Genomic DNA, 12,591 nt, shown 5'->3' with positions numbered 1-12,591 from the left:
AAATGATATTTTTCCAAAATTTCTCTTTTACTATAATAACACTATATTATACAATACTAATTTAGTGTTTTTAAACATACTCTATAAATCAACTATAAAATTAAAGAAAACCTTTTATTTTATGTATCTTTAAGAACTTATCAATTTTTAATTCCAGCAATATAGTGTTCACTAATCATTATTTTGTCCTATTTCATTTATGTAAGTTGATTCTATTTGTTATGCCGGATACACCGTTTGAAGATACGCAACATATTCTCTTCTCCCACTTGCAATATTTTTCTCACTTCAAAGTCATAATTACCTGTCTTTCAACAAAACCAAATTCTTCATACATCTCTTTCGCAAAATTTCCAGCAAATACATTCAAACGAATTTCCGAATAATTCTTTTGTAATTCCTTAATACCAGCCCCCATTAACTTTCTTGACAACCCTTTCCCCCCGGTACTCTGGAAAAACATACAATTCGTATATAAACCCTAGTTTTTCATGAGAAAAATAGTCCGTATTTCCCCCTATTAATATCCATCCCATTACATTGTTTTCTTCTTTAACAACTATATAATATGCTCCCTTTTCTACAATCGGCCTTGTAATTTCAATTGCTTTCTCTCTACTTAACTGACAATTCCCCCTCGTGCCTTCAAAAAGCGATTGAGCTGCATATTGTATTATTTCATCCGTTTCTTCCCGATTTGCCTTTTCTATCATTTATCACAACTCTCTTCTTTAATAGGCATTAATATTGCTCGTTCAAGTTCCTCCGACTCAATTACAATTCCCATCAATCCCTTTTCCGTACTCGTCTCATGAAATTCACCCTTCTCCCAAAATACAGCTTGTCCCGCTTCCACCTTCACTTTTTCTTTATCTTCTCCGCATACATATCCTTCTCCGTCCACAATAAGAAGCAGTTGTGATACAACTGCTTCATGATATCCAATTATTCCATTCTCTTGTAAATGCATAGCACCGATATGTATATTTCCTTTATGGGTTAATATTTTCGACATTATGAAATCAGATTGAAATGCGGATATGTGTTTTCCTATTTTTTCACTAAAATCAAATATCTTCATTTCTAGCCCTCCTTATACGTATAAAACCATCCTTACTGTCTGCATCATATGTCCTTCAAAATCTTCTTCAAATTCCTCTAATTGCGCAAAACCTTTCGCTTCATAAAAACGTTTTCCTTTTTCATTCGCTGCTTCTACATGAATATATAATTTCCGAATTCCTTTTAATGCCGTTAACCCTTTTTGTAATAAGGCACTTCCGATCCCTTTCCCTTGCTGATCTGGTAACAAATAAATCGCACCTAATTCTGCTTCGTTTTGCAATCTAACAGGTGAAAAATTCGCAAAGCCAATTACTTCTCCCTCTTCTTCCGCAACGAATAAATGTGTATTTTCAAGACGATATTTCATTTTTTCATCAGAATAAGCCTCGTCTAAGAAACTGTCTTGAATCTTTCTCGGAATAATGTCTTCGTATGTATCATGCCAAGCTATTTTCGCTACTGATTGTACAGCATGAATATCTTCTTGCTTCATTTCTCTAATTACATATGTCATCTCGTTGTCTCCATTCTCTTAAAATTATATTCTGCTAATATACTAGAAGAAATGGCAGAACCATTTTCATAATTCACCTTAATTAATTTTATTTTTTCAATTGAAGCTGTTGCATAATCAACTTTTTCATATATATATTCCATTACACTTAAAAACTGATTTGCATGTAACTTATTTGCAATTGTACAATGCGGAACCCATTTTCCTGGTACATAATATGAATTTAAATTATCATGAAAAGCTTTAAAATAATCATGATAAAAATGATGAAATTTTAACAATTCATCTGTAATGGTCGGTGCTAGAAAGACCGTCCCGTTAGTAGGAAAAGTTCCAACAGAAGGAAAAGTTACCTCAGCCATATTCTCTTGAACAGCTACAAATCCCTCTAATCGCTCCTTATATAAATGAACATCTAACTCATTGTAATCAGCTAATGTAATATGAGGTTCTACTCCTGCTAATTGATTTGTGCCAATGATATTTATTATTTCATTTTGCAATTCTATAATTTTATTAGTAAACACACGATCAAATGTAGCAATAATAACGTACATACTTCCTCACCCCTTCGTTACATATAGCGCTTCCCATTCTTCACGAATCATACCCATTCGAATAGAATCATAGTATGTTCCATTATAATAACGGCATTTGCGCATTCTACCTTCTAAAGTCATCCCTATTTTCTCGGCTACTTTCATCATTCGTTCATTACCAGACCAAGTCGTGATTCCTACCCTGCCAATTTCCATCTTTTCAAATAGTAAATCTCGATATAACGTTAACGTTTCTGTACCGTAGCCACCATTCCAGTAATTTGGATTATAAATAACAAGCCCCATCTCCAACCAACGCGTCGGTTTATACTCCCAATAAAACCCGACTGTCCCAATAATTTGACCGTTATGTTCTATAATTAAATTGGATAGAGGTTCTTCTTTTAAACGCGTTTGCATCCTCTCTTTATAAGACGGGTATTCTTGCATTGAGAACGGGAAATATGGCGCATCCCATTTTTTCCATTCTGGATTTTCTTCTTTAAATACAAGATCCCATAATGTTTTTATATCTGATTCTTCAATTGTACGAATTGTAACTTTATCCCCTTTTACTATTACGTTTTGCATAATTTCCTCCTACATCTCTCTTTATTTCATATATAATTATAATATTTTTCAGAAAAATCAAAACAAATATCGTTTATTGTATTGTATAATTTTGTTATTAGGTATCAATCAAGATATGTAACCGTTACTTAGTTAATAAAAAATAGGAGGTTACATCCCTCCTATTTCAGCTCAATATTTTACTTTGCTTCTTTTTCATCTCAAGCAGAATACCTTTCTCTATCCAGCCTTCTACTCCATCTCTTTTAATTAAATCATATCCTGAACATCTGTTATCAATGAGAGAAACAATGTCCCCTTTTCTTACGCTTATTTGTGCACAAGAAATATCAGTTTTCACTGTGTATTCACCTGAATCAAGTTGCCTAATATATTCATTTTTCACAGAGAGTAATTTATTCGTTTCTCTTTGCTTACATACCGTATAATCTTTCATCTTCTCCATAGGCTCTATGTAATAATACGGATATGTCACCCCGCCCTGCATTTCTGAGTTTGCATTAAAATCTGCTATCACTTCAAACACTGGAAAATAGTCTACATATGTATAAGAAAACGTATCGCCTGCTCTTGTCCTCTGAATGATAAATGCGTTTAATTGTCCTGCTTCTTTAATCGCATTTCCACCGTCAATCGCAATAATCTTTTTCTTGCTATCAATAACTGGATTATTAGATGGTGCTTCATCAGAATAGTTTACAACAGGCCAATGGCCGACAACTACATACTTATTTGCGCTATGTGATTTATTGAAAAACTCCGGTATTGCTATCGCATTTTTTCGTTCCGTTTCATACCAATCTTCTCTATCTTCAAGGCCAGCATGTACAAAGATATAATCTTCTGTTTCAATAGCAGTTGGCAATTCTGTTAGCCATTTTATTTCTTTTGAAAAATGGCCCATCAATATGTTTTTCAGTTCACAAATATCACTTTCTTCATTAATGGAAACGTTCAATTGACCTAGCCACTCATTAAAAATTGTATTCTTTCGCGTACATAAATAATGTATTAGCGCAGGGTTTTCATTTACAAGCGCTTCTACTACAACTTCACAATTACCTTCAATTACATACACGTTTGGCTTACTAACTACAAGATCCATCACATAGTTTACAACGCCGATGCTGTCTCTTCCTTTCTCACAAAGATCGCCATTAATAATTAAATAATCCTCATCTTGAAAATTAACTTTATGTAGTAGTTCCTTAAAAAGATCTAATTCTCCATGAATATCAGAAATAATGATGACTCTTACATCATTTGGTATAGACAATTTCTTTATTTTTTCCAAGTATAAACGCTCCTAACATTCTCTAAATTCAATATTCCCTTGTTAATTTCTAATATTCGACAAATTATATTACTAAACCTGTTCCTAGCTCAAATCTGGAAAAGAAAATAGGCTCCATATATTTTCGCACACGGAACCTACTTAGTATTATAACTCTTTATAAAAAGAATAACTTACCTTATCATAGCCCTCTCTTTCGTAAAAACGATGTGCATCCATTCTTGGAAACGCGGATGTTAGAACGATAGAACTGCACCCTTTTTCTTTCCCCCATTTTTCTACATAGGACAGCAGAACTTTACCATATCCTTTTGATCTGTGAGCTTCCGCGGTTACAAGGTCATATACGAAAACATGTTTCTCATTATAAAAATTCGTACAAATTGCTACACCGGCTAGACTCACAACTTCACCCTCTTCATTACGTAGCGAAAATAGTTTATAGTTTTCTTCTTTCATTTTTTGAAATAAAGAACTCGCTTCTTCTCTTGAAAGCTTCGTTCGTAATTGCTGTAATACTGGGAATACATCATGTAAGTCTGCCTCTGTTACTACCGCTCTAATATTCATTATGAATCTCTCCTTACTATTTATAAAATTTTCTAAATGTTATATCATCATTATAGAAAACAACTGCCCTTAACTTAAGTGACAGTTCTATTCTTTTTTATAAGGCCAGTATAAAGAGGAGCGTCAACGAATGGATCTTACTATCCTATTACAATCGCAAAGTAAAACACCCATTTACATACAGATTTACGAATATTTGAAACGAGAAATCTCTCGTGGATCACTATGTGCCGGTACACGCCTTCCTTCTCACAGAAATTTAGCTATGCAACTTAATGTGAGCCGTATTACAGTTGAATCTGCTTATCAACAATTACTAGCTGAAGGGTATGTAGAAAGCAAACCGAAACGCGGGATTTTTGTTGCAGAAGTTGATATCGATGTCATTCAAAATAAACAGCAAATCGCGTCAAACAGTGCTAACAATAAAGAAAACGAACAATATGATTTTGATTGTAGCCAAGGGCTTATTGATCAAAAAGCTTTTCCGATAACAAACTGGAAAAGAGCAATACAAGAAACTTTATTTCAGTATGAAAATGAATTATTTGCTAAAGAAGATCCACAAGGTGAGCTCGTTCTACGAGAACATATTTCAAAATATTTATATCATGCTCGCGGGGTACATTCTTCACCTAATCAAATTATTATTGGGGCAGGTACGCAACCTCTTCTTTGGCTACTACTTCAACTGCTTGGTCAAAAAAAAGAATACGGAATCGAAAATCCTGGTTTTCACCGTATTCCTGCTATGATTCAAAGTTCTGGTCTTCCCGTTCACCCTATCCCTTTAGATGATAAAGGGATTCATATTTCCGCTTTACGTGAATCGGGTTCCAATGTAGCATACGTCACTCCATCTCACCAATTTCCACTTGGAATCATTATGCCGTTATCTAGAAGACTCGAGTTATTAAAATGGGCGAATGATTGTAAGGGCTATATTATTGAAGATGATTACGACGGGGAATTCCGCTATATAGGAAAACCTATTCCTTCTTTACAAGGGCTAGATTCAAATGAACGCGTTATTTATATGGGAACTTTCTCAAAATCTTTTTTACCTTCTTTACGAATGGGATATATCGTTTTACCCCCTCATCTATTAGGAGCTTATCAAGAACTTGGTGGTATGTTTAAACAAACGGTTTCTACGCTGCAACAACTTACCTTTGCCACCTTTATTCAAAATGGTGATTGGGAACGTCATATTAACCGAAGTCGCACGTTATATAAAAGAAAACATACTTCTTTAATTAAATCTATTACAAACGAAATGGGTAATAGCGTTCATGTACTTGGTGAACAATCCGGACTGCATATCGTACTTCACGTTCATAACGGGATGAATGAACAAGAACTTATTCATGCGGCCGCAAAAGAACGTATTAAGTTATACCCTCTCTCCACATACGATTCTGTTCATAATAAAAGAGAGGAATCGTATGTATTACTCGGTTTTGGCAGTATTCCAGAGAATCGTATCGAAACTGTTGTCCAATTACTGAAAAAGGCCTGGTTCCTTAAATAAGAATAGCTCCACGCAAGTTATACTTACGTGGAGCTATTTTCATTCACTATTTTTCTGATCTCGCTGTTCTTCCCGGTCGTTTGACACCAGTTGTTTCTGTTGAATAAGAAGCTTCAATGATAGCAGTTGGATCTACAGAGAGAACGAGATCTTTCATTTTCGGATAAATGAAACGGTTTGTAATACAATAAATGATTCTCTTTTCTTCTCCTAAAAAACCACCTTCTCCATGTAGATACGTAACAGATAATTGCAATTCTTTCATAAGTAGATCGCCGATTTCTTTATTTTTACCAGAAATAATCATAACGCTTTTCCCTTGATTGATACCATCTAATATGAAATCAATCATCTTCGTAACAATATAGAAAATTGCTAATGAGAACATCGCTTGTTCGATTGAAAATAAAATCGCTACAAATGTGAAAATAACTGCATTTACCGCAAGTAAAAATGTACTAATCGGTACTTTAAAGTGTTTGTTCATCCAAACTGCTAACATTTCTGATCCGTCTATTGCTCCACCCATTTTAACAACGATCCCAACACCAATTCCAAACAATACTCCGCCATAAAGTACAATTAATAGTTCAGAGGTTGTAATCGCAGGAAACGGTTTCAAATAAATTAATCCGAGTGTTGTAACTACATTTGCATAAGATGTACGGATGAAGAACTTCTTCCCCATTACTTTTGCGGTAAATAGCAGGATAGGAATATTAAGTCCTAAAAACACTCCGTACAGCGGTAATCCAGCAACTTTATTTGCCATGATAGCAATGGCCGTTACCCCGCCATCTACTAATCCATTAGGTGCTAAAATAAGCTCTAATGAACCCGCTACAATAATTGAGCCAATTGTTAATAATATGTATTCAAATAACCTTTTCATTCATTACCCCCAAAACTTATATATTTTCTTAGTATTATTTTAACGTAATTTTACTACTAATTCAAAGATATGAGTTTATATACACAAAAGTTTCACCTTTACAGTGATTTTTTATGTAATTTTTTTACAAAAACACACTTACATATTACAGTAAGTGTGCTCCAAACATTTATTTAAGTTTTGAGTATGAATTCATTTTCATTTTTAATATTTCATCAACTGCCCTATTATATCCACCAGCATTTCGAAGTGACTCTCCAACTTTACGACTATTTTCCTTAAACCTTACATCATTCGCGACTTTCTCTACAGCTTCACGTAACAATTCAGAAGTTAATTCTTTACGATTAAGCCTTATTCCAGCCCCTACTTCATTCACTCGTTTCGCAACTAAAGGCTGATCTCCTGTTACCGGAATTACAACTAACGGAACACCGTAATATAATGCTTCACTCGAACTATTCATGCCACCGTGTGTCACGAATACATCAGCATACTGTAACACTTCTAATTGCGGCACATAATTAAACAATTTAAAGTTATTCGGAATGTTTTCAAATTGACTTATATTTATCTTCTTACCAACAACCAATATAACTGTCGCTTCTGCATCTTTAAACGCTTCAAAACATTTTTCATATAGCTCAGGTTGTTCATTAAAAACTGTTCCCATAGAAATGAAAATTAATTTTTTATCTTTTAAATCTTCCATAGGAAAACTGCCTACTTCTTTACGCATAGCAATGGATGGGCCGACAAACTTATACGATTCATCGAATACATCTGAACGTGGTTGATATTCCTTTGAAGTATATACAATAGTAATATCACCAGGATGATTCATAATATCATACATACTATTACATTTCATTCCATACTGTTTATTCCATTTTTCTATTCCCGCTAAACAAGATTGATACAATGGATTCGTTTCATCTACTTTTCTTGATTCATGTTCATCGTTAAAAGTAATATATTGATTAAAAGCAAACGTTGTACAAGAAGAAACGCTAGGTAATTTTAAAGCATTGGCTATAATACGTCCTACCGGAAAATGATTATCGTATATCATGTAATCGTACTTTTCCCCTTTTGTTTCTTCTACAATTTGAGTAACAATACGCTCTGATGCTTCAATCATATGAGATAGCATCGTCAAAGGACTCCCGCCTTCATTTACTCGCTCCATAATATTAATTTGAGAGAGGAAATTCTCAAACACTCGGAATTCTGCACCTGTTGCTTCAATCTTCTTTCTATAATCTTCAATACAATACGAAACAACTGTCTCTCCTCGCCGAATTAACTCACTTACAATAGCTAAAGTCGGATTTATATGACCTTCTCCAGGGAAATTTATTACGAGTACATTTGCCATCATATTCTCTCCTATCTAATATTATTAATAATTAATTATGTTAATTAATTTAATACTATTATAAAGGAATCTATTCTACTTATTCATATTTTTCTCTTCATTTTATTATTGAGAAATATTTTTCATAACCTACATTATAACTCTCATAAAAGCACGCTTAACTCTTCATTTACTGAAAAATATGAGATTTACATTAAAGTATTTTTATAGATTTATCAACAGAATATTATTTTGATAATTCATACAAAACTAGAAAAATAAAATTTCCATACTTATTTCTCACCATAAATTTATTTAAGTTCTATGTTTTCCACATCATTATCCTCTTAGTACATATTCTGTTATATAATGAATTTATAGAATTTACAGAAAAAAAGGAGCGTCTTTATGCTACAACAGCTATTCACTTTACCTATTTTATCTGTTCAAACTTTACACCCAGGTTATGAAGACCATGCAAGCGATGTGTTTCTCGTCCGAACAGAAGGTGCAGAAGTTATCGTTCGTTCTTCTAAAATCAATGAAGAACCAAATAATGATTTTTGGTGGGGATGTAAAAACCTATTTGGAATTGATCCAAGGAACGTACATCATTTAGATGCTGTGCATACATTGCTGCAAGAACATACTAACCTTCCTATCCCAGCAATATTAGAAAAACATATTTTAAATGGGCGTGAATTCGTTGTAGCCGAAAAGTTAGTAGGTAACACAGTTCAATCTTTTATCGGGCAACCAGATTCTATTTTATTCAGTCTAGGAAAAGGGCTTGCAGAAATACATACATTCAAAGCCGATTACATAGGAAATGTGTCAGGGTCCTTCCAAATTACACTAGATGAATTCCAATCACACATTTTAAATGTGAGTAAAGAGCTTGTGAATATGTTTTATTCCGATAATGAACACATACAAAATGCATTTCCTACTTTTGAATCACAACTTTCTTCCTTACCAGCACCAAAGAAATCAACGCTCGTTTTAATTGATATGGACCCTACTCAGTTTTTATCAGATGGTACAACTATTACAGGTTTAGTAGATACAGAAGCCTACGCAGTTGCTCCAAGGGAGTTTGATTTTATCGGCTTAGAATATGCGTTTACAGAAAAAGAAGCTCATGCTTTTAAACTAGGTTACGAAACCATCATGCCCATTCCTGATCTTACAGAATGTAGACCTCCCTATCGATATTTGTACCGGTTATTATCTGTTCAGGGCAGTGTGGAGTTAAAAAAATGGCTAAGTCATCCATCCTATTTTTAAATATGAATGCGAGGGATTATGAAATGAATATTGAACGAAAGAAATCTTTAACAGCAAACGAAATTCAGCAAATGAAAGATTTAGCTCATATTTGTGGGCAACACGATCAAATTAATTACTCTTCAGATTTACATGTAAACTTTTTAACTGCTCGTAACAATGAAGAGATATATGATTTCCTATTTTATGATAATACTCAATTAATTGGTGTATTAAGTATGTATGACTTTGAAAGACCGACAAAACTGGAGTTACTAGGGTTTGTTCATCCGAACTATAGGAAACAACATATAGGCACTACTCTTCTACAAACCGCAATGAAAGAAATACGAACAAGAGAGGCAAATGAAGCTCTTCTTATTATGAATGGAGATTCTATTTCTGGGAAAGAATTTGCAAAACGTTTGAAGTTACCTTATTTATATAGTGAATATAGTATGGCGTTCAAAACAAAAGAAGGGCCAAAAACAACAAAGCATACTATACAGCTTACTCTTGCATCTTCAGAATCACTTCTTGATCTTATTGAACTTTCCAGTAAAGCTTTTGGAGATTCAGTAGAAAATACCGCTACATGGTTACAAAAAATGATGAGTTCACCTTCTCATCAAGTTTACAGTGCTCTTATCGACGACAAAGTGATAGGAACGATTACAGTTTCTGAGCATGAGCAATCTACTACACTATCAGGCTTCGCCGTTCATCCTTCTTATCAAGGTAAAGGATACGGAAAAGATATTCTTAGTTATATGGTACATACCCTTATTTCAGAAGGAATATCAACAATTGAATTAGACGTCGAAACGAAAAATAACAATGCTTTAAAACTATATACACAATGTGGTTTTGAAATAAAAACGAAGCATGATTATTATAATGTAATGAATCTTGATGTGAATACATATGTCTAAAAAACTAATTTATTCTGATTATGATATTTTCGCATCCATTTATAATAAACATTGGGGGCATTATGCTGAACACTCCTATCTACTTTTGGAAAAACTCGTTTTACAATATGCACCACCTCATTCTCATATTTTAGATCTTTGCTGCGGGACTGGTCACCTTACTAAGAAATTAATTGATAATACTTTTGTAGTAACTGGTATAGATGGTTCTGCTCAAATGATTGAATACGCACGTCAAAACGCGCCAGACGCAACCTTTATCGTCGATGATGCTCGTTATTTCAATATAAATGAACAATTTCACTATGTTATCTCTACCGGTGATAGCTTAAACCATATTTTAAAATTAGATGAATTAAAAAATGTTTTTCGTAATGTTTACTCCGTATTACATAGCGAAGGTACATTCGTATTTGATATGAATATGGAGAAAGGTTTTCTTGAAAATTGGATTGCTTCATTTCATATTTCAGCGGAAGAATATGTATGTACGATTGACTCTACCTATGATAACGAAAATAAAAAAGCAATAATGAACTTTATACTATTTAAACATGATCTAGATAATGCTTGGACAAGAAGTGACTTTTCTTTTGAGGAAGCTTGTTATTCCAATGAAGAAATAATTTCTTCGTTGGAATCTGTAGGTTTTAAGAACATTCAAATACACGGTACAAATAGAGCATTTTTCATTTGTCAAAAATAAAAAAACTGAATCATAACGATTCAGTTTTTTCTTAGTATATTTACGACAGCAGCCGTTTCATTATTTTCTTTATACACTCGCGGGATTCTTCTGTCTAGCATACATGTAACTTCATAGTTAATGGTACCTAACATATCTGCGATTTCTTCTACTGCAATGTTTTCTTCGCCTTGTTTACCGTAGAATACTACTTCATCCCCAACCTGTACTGGCATTGCTTTTGAAACGTCTAACATGAGCTGATCCATACAAACACGGCCAATAACAGGTACTCGAACTCCATTTATTAATGCATGCCCTTTATTAGATAACTGACGATTATAGCCATCAGCATAGCCAATCGGTACAGTTGCAATCCATTCTTCACCCGTCGTTACATACGTATTCCCATAACTTACACCGCGATTCTTCTTCGCATGTTTAATATGAGCTATTTTTGATTTTAACGACAACGCAGGCTGTAAAGAAACAACTGAATGATCTACCTCTTTTGAAGGGTACATTCCATAAATTCCAATACCTACACGAACCATATTTTGAAATGTATTACTTAGTTCCATTGAACCTGCACTATTTGAACTATGAATATATGGAATATGAATTCCTAATTCTTTTGCTGCATTGACAGCTTTCTCAAATAAACTTGTTTGCATATTCGTATATGATTTATCAATTTCATCTGCCGTAGAGTAATGTGTAAACATTCCTACTACCTCTACATACTCCATACGGTTTAATTCTTCTAAAAATGGTTTAACCTCTTCTTCTTGTAAACCGATACGACTCATTCCTGTATCAATTTTCACCTGAATTTGCGCTTTCTTTTGAAGACGGTTTGCGATTTCATTTATACCATGTAAATCTTCACTTCTATAAACAGTCATCATAACGTCATATTGAATTGCCTCTTCAGCAGCTGCTACTGATGTATAACCTAAAATTAAAATCGGCACGTTAATTCCTGCTTCTCTTAACTCTATCGCTTCATCTACAAATGCAACTGCAAGCTGATTTATTCCTGCTTCAATAGCAGCTTTCGCAACTTCAACTGCCCCGTGGCCATACCCATTTGCTTTTACAGCAGCCATCATTGCAATATTTTCATCATTCACTCGTTTTTTAAATTCTTTTACATTATGTTTTACTGCATTTAAGTCAACTTCAATAATTGTATCTCTTCCATATTTCAAACTCATTGGTCTAACTCCTAACTCAATAATTGCATTCCATTCTATTTCACGTTTCATATGACCTTTTACAATATAATACTTTTCAATATGCTAGTCAAACTACTAGAATTTTCGGAATTTTGAGTATGATATAATACCCTTAAG

Annotated in this window: 13 protein-coding genes and 1 pseudogene; 4 read left to right on the top strand and 10 right to left on the bottom strand. The window is 33.7% G+C overall.

Translation table 11 applies throughout. The features are described from left to right. Nucleotides 1-283: 283 nt before the first annotated feature. The 7 genes and pseudogenes from MHB74_RS10425 to MHB74_RS10395 form a co-directional block, all read right to left on the bottom strand. Nucleotides 284-713 (bottom strand): annotated as a pseudogene (locus MHB74_RS10425) (GNAT family N-acetyltransferase). Then, entirely contained in the window at nt 710-1,081 is a 372-nt protein-coding gene (locus tag MHB74_RS10420) for a cupin domain-containing protein (protein WP_061676404.1), read from the bottom strand. The pseudogene MHB74_RS10425 and the gene MHB74_RS10420 overlap by 4 nt, the downstream one beginning before the upstream one ends. Before the next feature lie 12 nt (nt 1,082-1,093). Further along, a complete protein-coding gene (locus MHB74_RS10415; protein WP_061676405.1) occupies nt 1,094-1,579 on the bottom strand; it encodes a GNAT family N-acetyltransferase in 486 nt (161 codons plus the stop codon). Further along, nucleotides 1,576-2,136, bottom strand: a complete 561-nt coding sequence (locus tag MHB74_RS10410) for a 2'-5' RNA ligase family protein (protein WP_061676406.1) — start codon at nt 2,134-2,136, stop codon at nt 1,576-1,578. The genes MHB74_RS10415 and MHB74_RS10410 overlap by 4 nt, the downstream gene beginning before the upstream one ends. Nucleotides 2,137-2,142: 6 nt before the next feature. After that, nucleotides 2,143-2,709 (bottom strand): GNAT family N-acetyltransferase, encoded by a 567-nt coding sequence (locus MHB74_RS10405; RefSeq protein WP_061676407.1) that lies wholly within the window; start codon nt 2,707-2,709, stop codon nt 2,143-2,145. A 166-nt stretch (nt 2,710-2,875) separates the two neighbouring features. Next, the gene (locus tag MHB74_RS10400) at nt 2,876-4,003 is read right to left on the bottom strand and encodes a metallophosphoesterase (protein WP_061676408.1); all 1,128 of its coding nucleotides are present in this window, start codon (nt 4,001-4,003) and stop codon (nt 2,876-2,878) included. A 147-nt stretch (nt 4,004-4,150) separates the two neighbouring features. Further along, complete coding sequence (locus tag MHB74_RS10395; RefSeq protein WP_061676409.1) at nt 4,151-4,573, bottom strand: GNAT family N-acetyltransferase; 423 nt, start codon at nt 4,571-4,573, stop codon at nt 4,151-4,153. A gap of 130 nt (nt 4,574-4,703) precedes the next feature. On the opposite strand from MHB74_RS10395, the gene pdxR reads away from it, so the two are divergent. Further along, the gene (gene pdxR / locus MHB74_RS10390; protein WP_061676410.1) at nt 4,704-6,104 is read left to right on the top strand and encodes a MocR-like pyridoxine biosynthesis transcription factor PdxR; all 1,401 of its coding nucleotides are present in this window, start codon (nt 4,704-4,706) and stop codon (nt 6,102-6,104) included. A 46-nt stretch (nt 6,105-6,150) separates the two neighbouring features. Here pdxR and MHB74_RS10385 read toward each other — a convergent pair whose 3' ends face one another. Further along, on the bottom strand, nt 6,151-6,996 hold the full coding sequence (locus MHB74_RS10385; protein WP_061676411.1) for a YitT family protein: 846 nt from the start codon (nt 6,994-6,996) through the stop codon (nt 6,151-6,153). 169 nt (nt 6,997-7,165) lie between these two features. Continuing rightward, entirely contained in the window at nt 7,166-8,374 is a 1,209-nt protein-coding gene (locus MHB74_RS10380; protein WP_061676412.1) for a macrolide family glycosyltransferase, read from the bottom strand. A gap of 387 nt (nt 8,375-8,761) precedes the next feature. Between MHB74_RS10380 and MHB74_RS10375 the strand changes: the two genes are divergently transcribed. The 3 genes from MHB74_RS10375 to MHB74_RS10365 are packed head-to-tail and all read left to right on the top strand — an operon-like array spanning nt 8,762 to nt 11,257. Then, nucleotides 8,762-9,640, top strand: a complete 879-nt coding sequence (locus MHB74_RS10375; protein ID WP_061676413.1) for a hypothetical protein — start codon at nt 8,762-8,764, stop codon at nt 9,638-9,640. A gap of 23 nt (nt 9,641-9,663) precedes the next feature. Continuing rightward, entirely contained in the window at nt 9,664-10,551 is an 888-nt protein-coding gene (locus tag MHB74_RS10370) for a GNAT family N-acetyltransferase (RefSeq protein WP_061676494.1), read from the top strand. Next, nucleotides 10,544-11,257 carry a class I SAM-dependent methyltransferase gene (locus MHB74_RS10365; RefSeq protein ID WP_061676414.1) on the top strand — a complete coding sequence of 238 codons (714 nt, stop codon included), beginning with the start codon at nt 10,544-10,546 and terminating at the stop codon, nt 11,255-11,257. Before MHB74_RS10370 ends, MHB74_RS10365 begins: the two co-directional genes overlap by 8 nt. 20 nt (nt 11,258-11,277) lie before the next feature. On the opposite strand, the gene alr is transcribed toward MHB74_RS10365, so the two are convergent. Continuing rightward, nucleotides 11,278-12,453: an alanine racemase gene (gene alr / locus MHB74_RS10360; RefSeq protein WP_061676495.1), complete on the bottom strand. Its 1,176-nt coding sequence runs from the start codon at nt 12,451-12,453 to the stop codon at nt 11,278-11,280. Nucleotides 12,454-12,591: the final 138 nt, after the last annotated feature.

It is taken from the genome of Bacillus sp. FSL K6-0069, assembly GCF_038007785.1.
GTDB classification, from domain to species: Bacteria; Bacillota; Bacilli; order Bacillales; family Bacillaceae_G; genus Bacillus_A; species Bacillus_A mobilis.
This window is presented reverse-complemented; position numbering and strand designations above follow the sequence as displayed.

Excerpts from the sequence above, each read along its gene's own strand:
- alr (WP_061676495.1), bottom strand. The coding sequence starts at position 12,453 with ATGAGTTTGAAATATGGAAGAGATACAATTATTGAAGTTGACTTAAAT.
- MHB74_RS10365 (WP_061676414.1), top strand. The coding sequence starts at position 10,544 with ATGTCTAAAAAACTAATTTATTCTGATTATGATATTTTCGCATCCATT.
- MHB74_RS10415 (WP_061676405.1), bottom strand. The coding sequence starts at position 1,579 with ATGACATATGTAATTAGAGAAATGAAGCAAGAAGATATTCATGCTGTA.
- MHB74_RS10395 (WP_061676409.1), bottom strand. The coding sequence starts at position 4,573 with ATGAATATTAGAGCGGTAGTAACAGAGGCAGACTTACATGATGTATTC.
- MHB74_RS10420 (WP_061676404.1), bottom strand. The coding sequence starts at position 1,081 with ATGAAGATATTTGATTTTAGTGAAAAAATAGGAAAACACATATCCGCA.
- MHB74_RS10380 (WP_061676412.1), bottom strand. The coding sequence starts at position 8,374 with ATGGCAAATGTACTCGTAATAAATTTCCCTGGAGAAGGTCATATAAAT.
- MHB74_RS10370 (WP_061676494.1), top strand. The coding sequence starts at position 9,664 with ATGAATATTGAACGAAAGAAATCTTTAACAGCAAACGAAATTCAGCAA.
- MHB74_RS10410 (WP_061676406.1), bottom strand. The coding sequence starts at position 2,136 with ATGTACGTTATTATTGCTACATTTGATCGTGTGTTTACTAATAAAATT.
- MHB74_RS10405 (WP_061676407.1), bottom strand. The coding sequence starts at position 2,709 with ATGCAAAACGTAATAGTAAAAGGGGATAAAGTTACAATTCGTACAATT.
- MHB74_RS10375 (WP_061676413.1), top strand. The coding sequence starts at position 8,762 with ATGCTACAACAGCTATTCACTTTACCTATTTTATCTGTTCAAACTTTA.
- MHB74_RS10385 (WP_061676411.1), bottom strand. The coding sequence starts at position 6,996 with ATGAAAAGGTTATTTGAATACATATTATTAACAATTGGCTCAATTATT.
- pdxR (WP_061676410.1), top strand. The coding sequence starts at position 4,704 with ATGGATCTTACTATCCTATTACAATCGCAAAGTAAAACACCCATTTAC.